At 72.7% G+C, this 16,453-nt stretch carries 18 protein-coding genes; 15 read left to right on the forward strand and 3 right to left on the reverse strand.

Annotated elements, in window-relative coordinates; all coding sequences use genetic code 11:
* Positions 1 to 16: 16 nt before the first annotated feature.
* Positions 17 to 1,066, reverse strand: a complete 1,050-nt coding sequence (coaA, locus tag OG429_RS23100) for a type I pantothenate kinase (protein WP_328927171.1) — start codon at positions 1,064 to 1,066, stop codon at positions 17 to 19.
* Positions 1,067 to 1,328: 262 nt separating this feature from the next.
* Between coaA and OG429_RS23105 the strand changes: the two genes are divergently transcribed.
* From OG429_RS23105 to OG429_RS23140, 8 genes are all read left to right on the forward strand, one after another.
* Positions 1,329 to 2,102 carry a hypothetical protein gene (locus OG429_RS23105; RefSeq protein WP_328927172.1) on the forward strand — a complete coding sequence of 258 codons (774 nt, stop codon included), beginning with the start codon at positions 1,329 to 1,331 and terminating at the stop codon, positions 2,100 to 2,102.
* Positions 2,103 to 2,209: 107 nt separating this feature from the next.
* Complete coding sequence (gene glmS / locus OG429_RS23110; RefSeq protein WP_328927173.1) at positions 2,210 to 4,057, forward strand: glutamine--fructose-6-phosphate transaminase (isomerizing); 1,848 nt, start codon at positions 2,210 to 2,212, stop codon at positions 4,055 to 4,057.
* Between the two features lie 14 nt (positions 4,058 to 4,071).
* Positions 4,072 to 4,440 (forward strand): holo-ACP synthase, encoded by a 369-nt coding sequence (locus OG429_RS23115; RefSeq protein WP_328927174.1) that lies wholly within the window; start codon positions 4,072 to 4,074, stop codon positions 4,438 to 4,440.
* Between the two features lie 216 nt (positions 4,441 to 4,656).
* Positions 4,657 to 6,048: an NAD(P)H-hydrate epimerase gene (locus tag OG429_RS23120; protein ID WP_328927175.1), complete on the forward strand. Its 1,392-nt coding sequence runs from the start codon at positions 4,657 to 4,659 to the stop codon at positions 6,046 to 6,048.
* A 119-nt stretch (positions 6,049 to 6,167) separates the two neighbouring features.
* Positions 6,168 to 7,304 (forward strand): alanine racemase, encoded by a 1,137-nt coding sequence (alr, locus tag OG429_RS23125; RefSeq protein WP_328927176.1) that lies wholly within the window; start codon positions 6,168 to 6,170, stop codon positions 7,302 to 7,304.
* Between the two features lie 20 nt (positions 7,305 to 7,324).
* Positions 7,325 to 8,518, forward strand: coding sequence for an alpha/beta fold hydrolase (locus OG429_RS23130; RefSeq protein WP_328927177.1), 1,194 nt, complete (start codon positions 7,325 to 7,327; stop codon positions 8,516 to 8,518).
* Positions 8,466 to 9,047 carry a tRNA (adenosine(37)-N6)-threonylcarbamoyltransferase complex ATPase subunit type 1 TsaE gene (gene tsaE / locus OG429_RS23135; RefSeq protein ID WP_328927178.1) on the forward strand — a complete coding sequence of 194 codons (582 nt, stop codon included), beginning with the start codon at positions 8,466 to 8,468 and terminating at the stop codon, positions 9,045 to 9,047. The genes OG429_RS23130 and tsaE overlap by 53 nt, the downstream gene beginning before the upstream one ends.
* A 116-nt stretch (positions 9,048 to 9,163) precedes the next feature.
* Positions 9,164 to 9,346 carry a hypothetical protein gene (locus OG429_RS23140; protein WP_328927179.1) on the forward strand — a complete coding sequence of 61 codons (183 nt, stop codon included), beginning with the start codon at positions 9,164 to 9,166 and terminating at the stop codon, positions 9,344 to 9,346.
* Positions 9,347 to 9,386: 40 nt separating this feature from the next.
* On the opposite strand, the gene OG429_RS23145 is transcribed toward OG429_RS23140, so the two are convergent.
* Complete coding sequence (locus OG429_RS23145; protein WP_328927180.1) at positions 9,387 to 9,944, reverse strand: hypothetical protein; 558 nt, start codon at positions 9,942 to 9,944, stop codon at positions 9,387 to 9,389.
* A gap of 109 nt (positions 9,945 to 10,053) precedes the next feature.
* On the opposite strand from OG429_RS23145, the gene tsaB reads away from it, so the two are divergent.
* From tsaB to OG429_RS23170, 5 genes are read left to right on the forward strand one after another with little or no spacing between them, the layout of a single operon-like run.
* Positions 10,054 to 10,731 carry a tRNA (adenosine(37)-N6)-threonylcarbamoyltransferase complex dimerization subunit type 1 TsaB gene (gene tsaB / locus OG429_RS23150; RefSeq protein ID WP_328927181.1) on the forward strand — a complete coding sequence of 226 codons (678 nt, stop codon included), beginning with the start codon at positions 10,054 to 10,056 and terminating at the stop codon, positions 10,729 to 10,731.
* Positions 10,732 to 10,748: 17 nt separating this feature from the next.
* Positions 10,749 to 11,231, forward strand: a complete 483-nt coding sequence (gene rimI / locus OG429_RS23155) for a ribosomal protein S18-alanine N-acetyltransferase (RefSeq protein ID WP_328930381.1) — start codon at positions 10,749 to 10,751, stop codon at positions 11,229 to 11,231.
* Complete coding sequence (tsaD, locus tag OG429_RS23160) at positions 11,224 to 12,354, forward strand: tRNA (adenosine(37)-N6)-threonylcarbamoyltransferase complex transferase subunit TsaD (protein ID WP_328927182.1); 1,131 nt, start codon at positions 11,224 to 11,226, stop codon at positions 12,352 to 12,354. The genes rimI and tsaD overlap by 8 nt, the downstream gene beginning before the upstream one ends.
* A complete protein-coding gene (locus OG429_RS23165; protein ID WP_328927183.1) occupies positions 12,351 to 12,623 on the forward strand; it encodes a hypothetical protein in 273 nt (90 codons plus the stop codon). The genes tsaD and OG429_RS23165 overlap by 4 nt, the downstream gene beginning before the upstream one ends.
* A 51-nt stretch (positions 12,624 to 12,674) precedes the next feature.
* A complete protein-coding gene (locus OG429_RS23170; protein ID WP_328927184.1) occupies positions 12,675 to 13,295 on the forward strand; it encodes a hypothetical protein in 621 nt (206 codons plus the stop codon).
* Here OG429_RS23170 and OG429_RS23175 read toward each other — a convergent pair.
* Positions 13,285 to 14,472 (reverse strand): class I SAM-dependent methyltransferase, encoded by a 1,188-nt coding sequence (locus OG429_RS23175; protein WP_328927185.1) that lies wholly within the window; start codon positions 14,470 to 14,472, stop codon positions 13,285 to 13,287. The two genes, OG429_RS23170 and OG429_RS23175, sit on opposite strands and share 11 nt — an antisense overlap.
* A 190-nt stretch (positions 14,473 to 14,662) precedes the next feature.
* Here OG429_RS23175 and OG429_RS23180 point away from each other — a divergent pair, with 190 nt between their 5' ends.
* Together OG429_RS23180 and OG429_RS23185 are read left to right on the forward strand one after the other, a co-directional pair.
* Positions 14,663 to 15,535 (forward strand): polysaccharide deacetylase family protein, encoded by an 873-nt coding sequence (locus OG429_RS23180; protein WP_328927186.1) that lies wholly within the window; start codon positions 14,663 to 14,665, stop codon positions 15,533 to 15,535.
* Complete coding sequence (locus OG429_RS23185) at positions 15,532 to 16,416, forward strand: polysaccharide deacetylase family protein (protein ID WP_328927187.1); 885 nt, start codon at positions 15,532 to 15,534, stop codon at positions 16,414 to 16,416. Before OG429_RS23180 ends, OG429_RS23185 begins: the two co-directional genes overlap by 4 nt.
* Positions 16,417 to 16,453 lie beyond the last annotated feature (37 nt).

Here is a 16,453-nt window from a genome sequence, read left to right on the forward strand (position 1 = left end):
TCCCGCACCCTAGCCACTAGAGCTTGCGCAGGCTCAGCTTCTGCACCTTGTGGTCCGGTCCTTTGCGTACGACCAGGGTGGCGCGGCCGCGGGTGGGGGCCACGTTCTCCAGCAGGTTGGGCTTGTTGACGGTCCGCCACATCGTCTGCGCGTACTCCATGGCCTCCTCCTCGGAGACCTGGGTGTACTTGCGGAAGTAGGAGAAAGGATTCTGGAAGGCGGTCTCGCGCAGCTTCCGGAAGCGGCCCAGGTACCAGCGCTCGATGTCCTCGGGGCGCGCGTCCACGTACACGCTGAAGTCGAAGTAGTCGGCGAGGCCGACGCGGGTCCGGCCGTCCTTGCCGGGGAGGGCCGGCTGGAGCACGTTGAGGCCCTCGACGATGAGGATGTCCGGGCGGCGTACGACGAGCTCCTCGCCCGGCACGATGTCGTAGATCAGGTGCGAGTAGACCGGGGCCCGGACCTCGTCCTTCCCGGCCTTGATGTCGGCGACGAAGCGGGTGAGCGCACGGCGGTCGTAGGACTCGGGGAAGCCCTTGCGGGACGTGAGCCCGCGCCGCTGGAGCTCCTTCATCGGGTAGAGGAAGCCGTCGGTGGTGACGAGCTCCACGCGCGGGTGCTCGGGCCAGCGGGCGAGGAGGGCCTGGAGCAGACGGGCCACGGTGGACTTGCCCACGGCGACCGAGCCGGCGACCCCTATGACGAACGGGGTGCCCTGCTGGGCCCCGTGGCCGTTGCCCGCGTCGCCGAGGAAGGTGTTGAGGGTGCCCCGGAGGTTGCTGGTGGCGCCGACGTACAGGTTCAGGAGGCGGGACAGTGGCAGGTACACGTCACGGACCTCGTCGAGGTCGATGACGTCGCCGAGGCCGCGCAGCCGCTCGACCTCGTCGGCGGTGAGCGGCAGCGGGGTCCGCTCGCGCAGGGCGCTCCACTCGGCACGGGCGAGGTCGACGTACGGCGAGGGCTCGGGGCCCCGCCGGTGGGCGGGGCGCGTGGGGTGCCCCTCCCGGCCATTGCGCCCCGTTGCGCTGTCCGGCGTGCTGCTTCGTGGCGGCGAAGTGATCACACCGCCATTGTCGGGGCTCGGGGGCGGTTGTGGGTGGTGGGGTCGGTCACGTGCCGAGGGGGTGCGGGGGGAGCGGGCAGGGGCCCGGGCCGGGGCCGGTCTCGATTCGGCGCAGCGGGGGTCTCGCCCTGGTCACGATCCGGAGCCGCCGCGCGAAAACCCGATCGCGTGATCGAATCGCCCGTACATTGTGGATCACCGCAGCTCCGAGAAGTTCTTCGTGCTGCCCTGAATTCGTCGTGCTCCATGGGGGAGATCTTTCGTGCGTACCGCTCTTGTCCGTCGTAGCGTCCTGGCCGCGTCCGCGGTGTCCCTGACCCTGCTGGCCACCGCCTGCGGTGCCGACAAGGCCGACACCAAGGCGGACGCCAAGCCGTCCACCGGCGCCCCGGCGGCGTCGGCCGCGCCTGCCGCCAAGGCGAAGACGGACGCCGAGCTGACCGGCCTGCTCGTGGTCCAGGCCGACCTGCCCGAGCACGTGGTCAAGCCGGCCACCCCGGCCGAGGCCGCCGCGGCGGCCGGCGCCACCAGCGACAAGCCCGAGTGCCAGCCGCTGGTCAAGGCGCAGTCCATGGCCCCGGTCGGCTCCGCCGCGGGCACCGCCCGTACCAAGGCCGTCGCCAAGGGCAAGGAGCCCGCCGCGGACGCCAGCCCCGAGGACAAGCTGAAGGCCGCGATGAACGCCCTGGGCGCCACCGCCACCTCCGTCACCCTGTCCTCGTACGAGGGCAAGGGCGCCGAGGAGGCCTTCGGCATCATCAAGAAGGCGGGCACGGCCTGCACCGGCGGCTACACGGGCAGCCAGGCCGGCGACTCCCTCAAGATCACCAAGCTGGCTCCCGGTGCCGCGGTCACCGCCGGTGACGAGGCGCTCTCCTACACCGTGGTGGGCGACGCGGACGGCGAGAAGCTCAGCATGGAGCTCGTGGTCGTGCGCAAGGGGAACACCCTCGCGACCTTCTCGGCCCTGAGCCTGACCGGCACCGCCGAGCAGCCGAAGGCCGTCGTCGACGCCCAGGTCAAGAAGCTCGGCTGAGCCCGGTCTGACTGACCGTCGACCCCGCTCCGGCGTATTCGCCGGGGCGGGTTTTCGTCTTGTTCAGGTACGGGGCAGGCGGGCGACTTCGGCGTACGCTGCGGCCTATGTGCGGAATTGTGGGTTACGTGGGAGCGCAGTCGGCGCTCGATGTGGTCATCGCCGGACTCAAGCGGCTGGAGTACCGCGGCTACGACTCGGCTGGCGTCGCCGTGCTTTCCGACGGGGGCCTGACCTCCGTGAAGAAGGCCGGGAAGCTCGTCAACCTGGAGAAGGAGCTCGTCGGCAGACCGATGCCGGCCGGATCCACCGGACTGGGGCACACCCGGTGGGCCACCCATGGCGGGCCCACCGACGTCAACGCCCATCCCCACCTGGACAACTCCGGCCGGGTGGCCGTCGTGCACAACGGCATCATCGAGAACTTCGCCGCGCTCCGTGCCGAACTGGCCGAGCGCGGGCACCGGCTGGAGTCCGAGACGGACACCGAGGTCGTGGCGCACCTGCTCGCCGAGCGGTTCGGGCAGACCGCGGACCTGGCGGCGGCGATGCGGCAGGTGTGCCGGCAGCTGGAGGGCGCCTTCACGCTGGTCGCGGTGCACGCCGACGAGCCGGACGTGGTGGTCGGCGCGCGCCGGAACTCGCCCCTGGTGGTGGGCGTTGGAGAGGGAGAGAACTTCCTCGCCTCGGACGTGGCCGCGTTCATCGCCCACACCCGGTCCGCGATCGAGCTGGGGCAGGACCAGGTCGTCGAGCTCCGCCGCGACGGGGTGACGGTGACCGACTTCGACGGTGCGCCCGCGTCCGTGCGGGCGTACCACGTGGACTGGGACGCCTCGGCGGCCGAGAAGGGGGGTTATGACTACTTCATGCTCAAGGAGATCGCCGAGCAGCCGAAGGCTGTCGCCGACACCCTCCTGGGCAGGATCGACGCGAGCGGCTCGCTGACCCTGGACGAGGTGCGCATCCCCGTCTCGGTGCTCAGGGAGGTCGACAAGGTCGTGATCGTGGCGTGCGGTACGGCGTACCACGCGGGCATGATCGCGAAGCTGGCCATCGAGCACTGGACCCGCATCCCGTGCGAGACGGAGCTGGCGAGCGAGTTCCGCTACCGCGACCCGATCCTGGACCAGCGGACGCTGGTGGTCGCGATCTCGCAGTCCGGCGAGACCATGGACACCCTGATGGCGCTGCGGCACGCGCGCGAGCAGGGCGCCAGGGTGCTGGCCATCTGCAATACGAACGGCTCGACGATCCCGCGCGAGTCCGATGCCGTGCTGTACACGCACGCCGGTCCCGAGGTGGCCGTCGCCTCGACCAAGGCGTTCTTGACGCAGCTGGTGGCCTGCTACCTCGTCGCGCTGTACCTCGGGCAGGTACGGGGCACGAAGTGGGGCGACGAGATCGAGGCGGTGATCCGGGAGCTGTCGGACATCGCCGCGGCGGTGGACACCGTCCTGGAGACCATGGAGCCGGTACGGGCGCTCGCACGGTCCCTGGCCGACAAGAACACCGTGCTGTTCCTGGGGCGGCACGTGGGGTACCCGGTGGCGCTGGAGGGTGCGCTCAAGCTCAAGGAGCTGGCGTACATGCACGCCGAGGGCTTCGCGGCGGGCGAGCTCAAGCACGGTCCGATCGCGCTGATCGAGCAGGACCTGCCGGTGGTGGTGGTCGTCCCGTCGCCGCGCGGGCGGTCGGTGCTCCACGACAAGATCGTGTCGAACATCCAGGAGATCAGGGCGCGCGGGGCGCGGACCATCGTGATCGCGGAGGAGGGCGACGAGGCGGTCGTCCCGTACGCCGACCACCTGATCCGGATCCCGGCCACCCCGACGCTGCTCCAGCCGCTGGTGGCGACGGTGCCCCTGCAGGTGTTCGCGTGCGAGTTGGCGACGGCGCGCGGCAACGAGGTGGACCAGCCGCGTAACCTCGCAAAGTCGGTGACGGTGGAGTAGTGGGGGCTGATGCGGTGATTATCGGCGTGGGGATCGACGTCGCGGAGATCGAGCGGTTCGGTGCGGCGCTGGAGCGGACGCCGAACATGGCGCAGCGGCTCTTCCTCGACGACGAGTTGACGCTGCCGAGCGGTGAGCGGCGCGGAATCGCCTCGCTCGCCGCCCGGTTCGCGGCCAAGGAGGCGCTGGCCAAGGCGCTCGGCGCGCCCGCCGGGCTGCTGTGGACCGATGCCGAGGTGTACGTGGAGGACTCCGGGCAGCCGCGGCTGCGGGTGTCCGGGACGGTCGAGGCGCGGGCGCTGGAACTGGGCGTGAAGTCCTGGCACATCTCGCTGAGCCACGACGCCGGTGTCGCGTCCGCCGTGGTGATCGCCGAGGGTTAGGGGGTGTCTTGCCGATCAGGCCGGGCTCGCGGCGTCTGGTGCCGCGCCTCGCCGCGTTCTCGTCGGTCGCCGACGTCCCCCAGCTACCGCTGGGAGGTGCCCCCACCGCGTCGACTCCCTCCTCGGCCTTGCGATACACGGCACCAGAAGCCGCTCCCTGTTCCGGCCTGATCGGCAAGACACCCCCTTTGCGTCCTCGTCGGGCACGCTGGTGCCATGCGTACTGCTTACAGCGTGGAGACCGTACGGGCCGCCGAGCGCGAGCTGATGGCCCGACTGCCCGAAGGCGCCCTGATGCAGCGCGCGGCGGCCGGGCTGGCCGCCGTCTGCGCCGGGCTGTTGCCGAGGGTCTACGGGGGGCGGGTCGTCCTGCTGGTCGGGCCCGGCGACAACGGCGGTGACGCCCTCTACGCCGGGGCGCGGCTCGCCCGGCGCGGGGCCGGGGTGACGGCGGTGCCGATGGACCCCGAGCGGATGCACGCGGGCGGGTCCGCCGCGCTGCGGGCCGCCGGCGGGCGGATCGCGCGGGAGGTCCCGCGGCGGGCGGACCTCGTCGTGGACGGGCTGCTCGGGATCGGCGGGCGGGGCGGTCTGCGGCCAGCGGCCGCAGCGCTGGTGGAGGGGATCCCGCAGGGGGTCCCCGTGGTCGCCGTGGATCTGCCGAGCGGCGTGGACGCGGACACCGGGGAGGTGGCGGGGCCCGCCGTCACGGCCGATGTGACGGTGACCTTCGGGGCGTACAAGCCCGGACTGCTGATCGATCCCGGGGCCTCGCGGGCGGGCGTGGTGCACCTGGTGGACATCGGGCTCGAACTGTCCGCGCCCGCCGTGGAGGCCCTGCAGCACGCCGATGTGGCGGGGCTGCTGCCCGTGCCGACGGCGTCGAGCGACAAGTACCGGCGGGGCGTGGTCGGGATCGTCGCCGGTTCCCTCCAGTACCCGGGCGCGGCCGTGCTGGCCGTGGCGGGGGCGCTGCGGGGCGGCGCGGGCGCGGTGCGGTACGTCGGACCGGCGGCGGAGTCCGTGCTCGCCCGGTACCCCGAGACGCTGATCGGCCGGGGCCGCGTACAGGCGTGGGTGGTCGGGCCGGGACTGGGCGAGGGGCGCGGCGGGGAGGTCGCGGACCTGCTGGCGCAGGACGTGCCGGTCCTGATCGACGCGGACGGGCTGCGGGGGCTGGACGCCGGGGTGCTGCGGGCCCGGACGGCCCCGACCCTCCTCACCCCGCACGCGGGGGAGGCGGCGGCGCTGCTGGCGGTCTCGCGGGAGTCGGTGGAGGCGGGGCGGCTGGCCGCGGCGCGGGCGCTTTCGCAGCGGTACGGGGCGGCGGTACTGCTGAAGGGCTCGACGACGCTGGTCGCCTCCGCCGGGGTGGCGGCCGTCCGGGTCAACCCGACGGGGACCGCGTGGCTGGCCACCGCGGGGAGCGGGGACGTGCTGTCCGGGCTGGCCGGGTCCCTGCTGGCGGGCGGGCTGTCCGGGGCTGACGCCGGGTCGGTGGCGGCGTACCTCCACGGTCTGGCGGCCAGGCTCACCGGCGGGCCGCTGCTGGCCCAGGACGTGGCCGCAGCCCTGCCGACCGCCTGGCGCGACGTCCGCCGGCCGTGACGGGCCCGGGCGCCGCGCCCCTGCCGGGGATCCGCCCCGGACCCCGCGCCGCAAGCGGCAGCGGTGTGCACGTGGCGCCCCGAGCAGGGGGCGGCAGGGGTTCTGAGAGACTGTGGGGGATGAACGAGACACCGACGCGCGTGTACGCCGAGATCGACCTCGATGCCGTACGGGCGAACGTGCGCGCGCTGCGCGAACGGGCACCCCGGGCCGAGCTGATGGCCGTCGTCAAGGCGAACGCCTACGGGCACGGGGCCCTGGCCTGTGCCAAGGCTGCCCAGGAGGCCGGCGCCACCTGGCTCGGTACCGCCACGCCCGACGAGGCGCTCGCGCTGCGCGCCGCCGGGATCGAAGGCCGGATCATGTGCTGGCTGTGGACCCCCGGCGGCCCCTGGCAGGCGGCCGTCGAGGCCGATCTCGACGTCTCCGTCAGCGGGATGTGGGCCCTGGACGAGGTACGTGAAGCCGCCAGGGCGGCCGGCCGGCCCGCCAGGATCCAGCTCAAGGCCGACACCGGACTCGGCCGCAACGGCTGCCAGCCCGCCGACTGGGCGGAGCTCGTCGGGGCGGCCGTCGCCGCCCAGGCGGAAGGCGCCGTCCAGGTCACCGGCGTCTGGTCGCACTTCGCCTGCGCCGACGAGCCCGGACACCCGTCCATCCAGCTCCAGCTCGCCGCCTTCCGCGACATGCTCGCGTACGCCGAGAAGGAGGGCGTCGAGCCCGAGGTCCGGCACATCGCCAACTCGCCCGCCACCCTCACCGTGCCCGAGTCGCACTTCGACCTCGTGCGCTGCGGGCTGGCCGTCTACGGGGTCTCGCCCGCGCCCGAGCTCGGCACCCCGGCCCAGCTGGGCCTGCGGCCCGCCATGGCCCTCAAGGCCTCCGTCGCGCTGGTCAAGAACGTCCCGGCCGGGCACGGCGTGAGCTACGGGCACCACTACGTCACCGACGCCGAGACCGCCCTCGCGCTGATCCCGGCGGGCTACGCCGACGGCATCCCGCGGGCCGCCTCCGGGCGCGGCCCGGTCCTCGTCGGCGGGAAGATCCGCCGTGTCGCCGGGCGGGTGGCCATGGACCAGTTCGTCGTCGACCTCGACGGCGACCGGGCGGCGGTGGGTGACGAAGCCGTCATCTTCGGGGACGCGGAGCGCGGCGAGCCCACCGCCGAGGACTGGGCTCAAGCGTCAGACACGATCGCGTATGAGATCGTCACCCGTATCGGAGGGCGCGTGCCCCGGGTGTACCTGGGCGCCTGAGACGGAGTGAGGGCGGCGGCGTGAGCGAGAACTGGCGCAAGGCCGGCTGGGCCGGCGCCGCCATCGGCGTGATAGCCGCGGGCGCGGCTGCCGGTGTCGCGGTCGAACGGATCACCGTCGGGCGGGGCATGCGCATGAAGGCGCGCCTCGCCCTCGACGCGGCGGGCGATTACGGGTCCCTGCGCGGGACGCAGGGGACCTGTCAGGCCGAGGACGCCACCGAGCTCTACTACGAGGTCGACGAGCTCCCCGAGGAGGGCAAGCGGCCCCGGTCGCGACTGCGCCGCAAGCCCGCCCAGCCGGCCACCGTCGTCTTCTGCCACGGCTACTGCCTCGGCCAGGACTCCTGGCACTTCCAGCGCGCCGCCCTGCGCGGCGTGGCCCGCTCGGTCTACTGGGACCAGCGCAGCCACGGCCGCAGCGCCCGCGGACTGGCCCAGGCGGACGGCGATCCGGTGACCATCGAGCAGCTCGGCCGCGACCTGAAGGCCGTCATCGACGCCGCCGCGCCCGAGGGCCCGCTGATCCTCGTGGGTCACTCGATGGGCGGAATGACCATCATGGGATTCGCGGAGCAGTTCCCCGACCTCGTACGCGACCGCGTCGTCGGTGTCGCCTTCGTCGGCACCTCCAGCGGCCGCCTCGACGAGGTGACGTACGGGCTGCCCTCCGTCGGTCTCGGTGCCGTACGCCGCATCCTGCCGGGCGTGCTCAAGGCGCTGGGCTCACAGGTGGAGCTGGTGGAGAAGGGCCGCAGGGCCACCGCCGACCTGTTCGCCGGCATGATCAAGATGTACTCGTTCGGCTCCCGGGACGTGGACCCGGCCGTCGCGCGCTTCGCCGAGAGGCTCATCGAGGCCACCCCGATCGACGTGGTCGCCGAGTTCTACCCGGCCTTCCAGACCCACGACAAGACCTCCGCGCTCCAGCGGTTCGCGGACATACCCGTCACCGTCATCGCCGGGGACAAGGACATGATCACTCCGCCCGGGCACAGCGTGGCCATCAAGGAGGTGCTGCCGGGCTCCGAACTGGTGGTCCTGGAGTCCGCCGGGCACCTGATGATGCTGGAGCACCCGGAGACGGTGACGCGGCTGCTGACCGAGCTGCTGGCGCGCACCGGGGCGGTCCCGGCCGCCGCACCGACTAACGTTGGCGGGCATGGAAGAAGTACCGCTGGAAGCACAGCGCAGCCAGGCACCGGGACGACCTGAGGCAGGCGCCGACGCGGGCGCCGGGGCCGAGGCCCGGATCACCGTCGACTCCCCGGACGCGATGCGCGATCTGGGCCGCAGGCTCGCCGGCCTGCTGCGCCCGGGCGATCTCGTCCTGCTGACCGGAGAGCTGGGCGCGGGCAAGACCACGCTGACCCGCGGGCTCGGTGAGGGCCTGGGCGTGCGCGGGGCCGTGACCTCGCCGACCTTCGTGATCGCCCGCGTACACCCTCCGCTGGGCGGCGGGCCGGCGCTGGTGCACGTGGACGCGTACCGGCTTGGCGGCGGGCTGGACGAGATGGAGGACCTGGACCTCGACGTCTCGCTGCCCGAGTCCGTCGTCGTCGTGGAGTGGGGCGACGGCAAGGTGGAAGAGCTCTCCGACGACCGGCTGCACGTGGTGATCGCGCGGGCGGTCGGCCACGAGGAGGTCCTGGACGACGTACGGCAGGTCTCGGTCCGCGGGGTCGGGGCGCGCTGGGCGGGCGGGGCCGGGCTGGACGCCCTGGCGGGCGTCCTCTCGGAGTAAACGTACCGACAACTCGTCGGCAAGATATTGCGCCCATGGCGGCGCCCGTGATGACATGGTACCGAGAGTTTCTTAGGTATGCCTAAGTTCGGCGTGCCGGGGCCCAGGAGGCAGCCATGTCGGCACCATCAGGAGCGCACCGCGAACCCCGCCCGTCCGCCGTGTCGATGCGGGCGCTGCTCGCCGCCGGCATGGCCGCCACCGCCGTCTCGACGCCGCCCGCGCCCGAACACGTACCGCAGGACGGGCCGGAGGGCGGCGTACGGGAACAGGCCGCTCCGGAGTCCGAAGCGGCCTGAGTGCGTGCGGGCCTGAGCTCTTACGGGTGAAGCCGGCCCGTCAGGGAACGACGACGACCTTCGAGTTGATCGTCGCGAAGGCCCACATCGCGTCGCCGTCGGCCTTCGCCATGCGGATGCCGCCGGTCTTCTTGTTCGGGTCGGGCTCCGGAGTGGCGCCGTCCGCGCGGGCGCTGAAGCCGATCGCCACGCCCTCCGTGCTGGCGAACCGTACGACGTGCTCGATCGGCACGCCGTCCGAGCCGGTGACCGAGCCCGAGCGCGAGCCGACCACGTAGCTGCCCGCCTTCGGGTGCACCGTGCTCGGCATCACCGTGAACGACTTCGGCTCCTGAGCGGCGTCGCCCACCAGCCACACCCGCTTCTGGGCCACCGAGTACACGACGCGCACCCCGGTACCGGATCCCTCCGGCACGGGCACCGGCTTCTTCGGGTCCTGCTTGACGGCGGACGGGCTCGGGGCGGGAGCCGGCTCCTGCTGCGCCGCCTTCGGAGGGTGCGCGGGCGCCGTCGCGGATGCCTGGTAGCCGAGGAAGCCGACGGCGGCGATTGCCGTGGCGGTGAGCCCGGCCACGATTCCCGAGCTGCTGCGTGCCACCTTGCTCCACCTCTCCGTGCTGCCTGGAATACCTGATCGAAAGGTAGCAGCAGGCCCGCTCCGCAACCGCCCGCGAACCCTTGGGGTTCCGGAGTCGTAGGCTGTTCGCGTGCTCTTGCTCGCTGTAGATACCGCCACGCCCGCCGTCACCGTCGCCCTGCACGACGGCGAGTCCGTCCTCGCCGAGTCCAGTCAGGTCGACGCCCGCCGCCACGGGGAGCTGTTGCTGCCCTGTGTCGACAAGGTGCTCGCCGAGGCCGGGCTGAAGCTCGAAGCCGTCACCGGCATCGTCGTCGGCGTCGGCCCCGGCCCCTACACGGGTCTGCGCGTCGGCCTCGTCACGGCCGCGACCTTCGCCTCCGTGCTGGGCGTGCCCGTGCACGGCCTGTGCACCCTCGACGGCCTCGCCTACGCCGCGGGGGCCGCCGGGATCGAGGGTCCCTTCACCGTCGCCACCGACGCACGGCGCAAGGAGGTCTACTGGGCGCGCTACGAGGACCCGCGCACGCGGGTCGGCGAGCCCGCCGTGGACCGCCCGGCCGACATCGCCGAGCAGGTCGCCGGCCTCCCGGCGGTGGGCCAGGGCGCGCTGCTGTACCCGGACGTCTTCACCGACGCGCGGGCCCCCGAGCACCAGAGCGCCGCCGCCCTCGCGTCCCTGGCCGTGGAACGGCTCGCGGCCGGGGCGCCCTTCGAGAATGCCGAGGGTCTGCCTCCGACGCCGCTCTACCTGCGCCGGCCCGACGCGCAGGTGCCCAAGAACTACAAGGTGGTCACCCCGCAGTGACGGCAGCACTGCGCGAGATGCGCTGGTGGGACATCGAGCCCGTGCTGGAACTGGAGCACGAGCTGTTCCCCGAGGACGCCTGGTCCGCGGGCATGTTCTGGTCCGAGCTCGCCCACGCCCGCGGCCCGCGCGCCACCCGCCGCTACGTGGTCGCCGAAGACCCCCGCACCGGCCGTCTCGTCGGCTACGCCGGGCTCGCCACCGCCGGCGACCTGGCCGACGTACAGACCATCGCGGCCGCCCGCGACCAGTGGGGGACCGGGCTCGGCGCCCGGCTCCTGACCGACCTGCTGCGGGCCGCCACCGCCTTCGAGTGCGTCGAGGTGCTGCTGGAGGTACGGGTGGACAACACCCGCGCCCAGAAGCTCTACGAGCGCTTCGGCTTCGAGCCCATCGGCTTCCGGCGCGGCTACTACCAGCCCGGCAACGCCGACGCGCTCGTCATGCGACTGACCGACCCCGCACAAGCACGAACTGAGAGCAGTGAGAGCAATGGCTGACGAACCTCTCGTCCTCGGCATCGAGACCTCCTGCGACGAGACCGGCGTCGGCATCGTCCGCGGCACCACCCTCCTCGCGGACGCGATCGCGTCGAGCGTCGACGAGCACGCGCGCTTCGGCGGGGTCGTGCCCGAGGTGGCCTCGCGCGCCCACCTGGAGGCGATGGTCCCCACCATCGAGCGCGCGCTGAAGGAGGCCGGGGTCAGCGCCCGCGACCTCGACGGCATCGCGGTCACGGCGGGTCCGGGCCTCGCGGGGGCACTGCTGGTGGGCGTGTCGGCTGCCAAGTCGTACGCGTACGCCCTCGGCAAGCCGCTCTACGGCGTCAACCACCTCGCCTCGCACATCTGCGTGGACCAGCTGGAGCACGGCCCGCTGCCGGAGCCGACCATGGCGCTGCTGGTGTCCGGCGGGCACTCCTCGCTGCTGCTGGCCCCGGACATCACCTCCGACGTGCGGCCGCTCGGCTCGACCATCGACGACGCCGCAGGCGAGGCCTTCGACAAGATCGCCCGCGTGCTCCAGCTGGGTTTCCCCGGCGGCCCGGTGATCGACCGGCTGGCGCGCGAGGGCGACCCGAAGGCGGTCCACTTCCCGCGCGGGCTGACGGGGCCGCGCGACGCCCCGTACGACTTCTCCTTCTCCGGCCTGAAGACGTCCGTGGCCCGCTGGATCGAGGCGAAGCGGAACGCGGGGGAGGAGGTGCCGGTGCGCGATGTGGCCGCGTCCTTCCAGGAGGCCGTGGTGGACGTGCTGACGCGCAAGGCGATCCGGGCGTGCAAGGACGAGGGCGTCGACCACTTGATGATCGGCGGCGGTGTGGCCGCCAATTCCCGGCTGCGCTCGCTGGCGCAGGAGCGGTGTGACGACGCGGGCATCATCCTGCGGGTGCCGCGGCCGAAGCTGTGCACCGACAACGGCGCGATGGTGGCGGCGCTGGGCGCGGAGATGGTCAAGCGGAACCGGCCCGCCTCGGACTGGGACCTGTCGGCGGACTCCTCGCTGCCGGTGACGGACCCGCACGTGCCGGGCGTCCAGGGGCACGGCCACGGACCCGGCCACGGGCAGGCCCACGACCACGACCACGTGCACGAGTTGAGCAAGGACAACCTGTACTCATGAGCACCGTCGCGCTGATGTGGGAGGCCCGGGCCGCCGACGGCCGGGGCAGCGAACTGCTGGAGTGGGCCCGTTCGCAGGTCCTCGCGCGGGAGCCGGTGCGCCGCGAGGTGTTCCGCGCCCCGCAGGACCGGGTCCTTGTCGTCACCTGGTGGGAGGCGGCCGAGGGAGTGGCGGCGGATCTGCCGCAACTCCCGGAGCCCGCCGCCGACTTGATCACGCGGGCGGTGCACCGCTGGCGGTTCGAGTCGGTGGAGGTCACCGGCGGCTGACCGGCGTCGTCCGGCCCCGGGCCGGGCCGCCGTGCCGCTATGGTCATGCGCATGCCTCGCCGTGACCTGCCGCCTCCGCCGCCCCCCGTGCACATGCGCGCCTGGCTGGACGAAAGCGCCGTACGGGCCGACCGCGCGCGCATCCTGCGGGAGTTGGGCCGCCGGAGCCTGGGGATGGGGCGGCTGCTGCTGCTCTGGGCCGTCTCGGCCGTCTTCGCCCTCGGCTGGACCTTCGTCGCCATGGGTCTGATGGCCTTCGAGGAGGGCGACGTGGTCTCCTACGGCCTCGGCGTCCTCTTCGCGGTGCTCGGCGTCGGTGTGCTGGTACCGGCCGGGTTCTGGTTCGCCTGGGGCGCCCGGCGGGACCGGCAGGTGCGCAGGCTGCTGTGCGCGTGGGCGGAGGCGGACCGCGATCCGGCCGCCGACGCGCGGGTGCGCGCGCCCGGCCGGAGCCTGACCTGGCTGCTCGCCTCCTTCGGGCTGGCCGGGGCGGGACTGTTCCTGACCTTCGGGGTCGCGCTGTCGGTCCCGCCGACCGAGGGGCGGTTCGGCGAGATCGCGTACTACATGGGCCTCGGGATGATCCTGTGGATCACGGGACTGCTGGGCCTGGGCAAGGCGGGCGCGCACTACCGCTGGGCGGTACGCGCCTTCCGCGCGCCTACGCCGTAGGAGCCGCCTTCGCGGGCGAGCCGATCAGCATCGACGGGGCCCCCGCCACCCGGGTCAGGAAGACCGTCGCCGAGTTCGGCCCCTGCGGCTTGACCCTCTTGCGCAGCTCCTCGGGCTCGATCGCGGAGCCGCGCTTCTTCACGGTCAGGATGCCGACCCCGCGCTCGCGCAGCAGGGCCTTCAGCTTCTTCAGGCCGAAGGGCAGCACGTCGGTGATCTCGTACGCCGTCGCGTACGGCGTCGCGCGCAGCTCGTCGGCGGTGATGTAGGCGATGGTCGGGTCGATCAGCCGGCCGTCCAGCTGCTCGGCGACCTCGGCGACCAGGTGCGCGCGGATGACGGCGCCGTCGGGCTCGTAGAGCCAGCGGCCGACCGGCCCCGCCTCCGGGTCGGGCAGCGGATCGACGGTGTGCAGGGCGCGCGGCCCGGGCAGCAGGGTGGCGCGTACGGTGCCGGGCGCGGTGCCGAACCAGAGCACGGCCTCCTTGACGTCGCCCTGGTCGGAGATCCACTCGGCCTCCGCCTCGGCCGGGACCGCCTCGTGCGGGATCCCGGGGGCGATCTTGATGGCGGCGTACTTCGCCGCACGGGCCGTCTCCACGGCCCACGACAGCGGCGGCGAGTAGGACTCCGGGTCGAAGATCCGGCCGCGCCCCCCGCGCCGGGCCGGGTCGATGAAGACGGCGTCGTACGAGGACACGTCCACGTCCGTCACGTCCGCCTCCCTGACCTCGATCAGGTCCGCCAGCCCCAGCGCTTCGGCGTTGGCCCGCGCGACGGCGACGGTCAGCGGGTCGTGGTCGACGGCGAGCACCCGGATGCCGAGCCGCGCGAGGGCGAGGGCGTCCCCGCCGATGCCGCAGCACAGGTCGGCGAGACTGCGGACGCCGAGGTCCGCGAGCCGCTCGGCGCGGTACGCGGCCACCGACGCGCGGGTGGCCATCTCGCCGCCGCCGGGGGTGAAGTACATCCGGAAGGCGTCCTCGGCGCCGAACTTCGCCACCGCCCGCTGCCGCAGCCGGGCCTGCCCGAGCGCGGCGGAGACCAGCCCGGCGGGGTGCTCGCGGCGCAGCCGGGTGGCGACGGCCAGCTCCTGGGCGGGGTCGTAGTCGCGGAGCGAGTCGAGGAGGGCGTGCCCCTCGGGAGTGAGGAGGGCGGCGAAGTCTTCGGGGGTCACGTGTCCATTGTCGGCGACGGGGCCGGCCGGTGTGGGCCAGTCGATGGAAGGTCGGATTCCGCTCGCGGTGCCTTCCGGGGAGCCCGCGTGTCGGGTGCCAGGATGCGCAGCTATGCAGCTAGTCCGACAAAAGGAAGATAAGACGCAACACGGTCACCGGTACGCGGCGGGTCCGCGCGGCCGGTTCGGGGTGGCCGTGGCCGCCCTGCTGGTAGCCGCCCTCGGCACGGCGTGCGGCTCCGGGCAGTCCGGCGCACCGGACAAGGCCGAGAAGACGAAGACCGCCAAGGGCGCGGAGGCGGGTGCGGCCGGCGCGCTCGGCGCGGCCGAGAAGGCCAAGGCGGCCCAGCAGGCGCGCATCGCCGCGGCGAAGAAGTGGGGGCTGGCCAAGACACCGCTGACGGCCCCGCCGGCGCCCAGGACGAAGCCGGAGATCACCACCCGCGACGGCTTCGAGGTGGAGGACCAGGAGGAGTACCCGCACGTCTTCACCACCGTCCCCACGGAGGACAAGGTCGTCTTCCTGACGATCGACGACGGCGCGGAGAAGGATCCCGAGTTCCTGAAGATGATGCAGGAGCTGAAGATCCCGTACACGGCCTTCCTCAGCGACTACATCGTTCGGGACAACTACCCGTACTTCAAGCAGATGCAGGCGGCCGGCGTCACCCTGAACAACCACACGCTCAACCACCGCTACATGCCCGGCCTGTCGTACGAGAAGCAGCGCGAGGAGATCTGCGGCCAGCAGGACACGATCCAGAAGGAGTTCGGCAAGCGGCCGACCCTCTTCCGGCCGCCGTACGGCAACTACAACCAGGACACGCTGCGCGCGGCGAAGTCCTGCGGCATCAAGGCGGTCCCGCTGTGGAACGCCGAGGCCTTCCCGAACCGGATGGACTACCGGGAGTGGGACCGCGATCTGCACCCCGGTGACATCATCCTCACGCATTTCCGGGGCAAGGAGGACTGGAAGGGCACGATGCCTGACATGATCCGTCATGTCATGAAGACCGTCACGGCCAAGGGGTACGCCGTGGCTCGCCTGGAGGACTATCTGTGAAGCACGCGCGCCGGTTGGTAGCCGGAACGCTGGTGGCCGGCGCGCTCGCGCTGTCCCTGACGGGGTGCGGGGACAGCGCGGACACCACCGAACGGCTGGGGCCGAAGGCGAAGGAGACACCGGGTGCGCCCGGCGCGTCCGCGTCGCAGCCCGCGCCGTCGCCGACGGGCGGGGCGGGCGCGGCCTCGGACGAGGCGTACCGGAAGTGGGGCCTGAAGGGCCCCCTCGAATACGCCCCGAAGCCGGCCCGGAAGCCCGAGATACCGAAGGCGGCCCCGGGCAAGGTCCCGGTGGTCGACCGAATACCCGTCCCGGCCGGGGAGAAGGTCGTCTTCCTGACCTTCGACGACGGCGCGGAGAAGGACCCCGAGTTCCTGAAGATGGCGGCCGATCTGAAGCTGCCGATCAGCATGTTCCTGACGGACAGTGTGGCCTCGCCGGACTACGGGCACTTCGAGAAGCTCCGTGACAACGGCTCGGCGAGCACGATAAACAACCACACGCTGACGCACCCGAACCTGCGGACCCTGTCCTACGCGGCGCAGAAGCACGAGATATGCGGCCAGCAGGAACGCCTGGAGAAGCGCTTCGGCCACCGCCCGCCGCTCTTCCGCCCGCCGTTCGGGAACTACAACGACGACACCCTCCGGGCCGCCTCGGAGTGCGGAGTCTCGTCCCTGGTCCTGTGGCGGGTCTCGATGCAGATCAACAACTTCCAGTACGCCGAGGGCTCCGCCCTCAAACCCGGTGACATCATCCTGGCCCACTTCCGCGGCCCGTCCGAGCTCAAGGGCACGACGGAGACCCAGATGACGACGCGGATGCTCCAGCGGATCCAGGAACAGGGGTACCGGATAGGGCGCCTGGAGGACTACCTGTAGGCGGCGGCCCTGGCGGAGCCGGCGGACCTGCGGACGC

The sequence above is a fragment of the Streptomyces sp. NBC_00190 genome (assembly GCF_036203305.1).
Classification (GTDB): Bacteria; Actinomycetota; Actinomycetes; order Streptomycetales; family Streptomycetaceae; genus Streptomyces.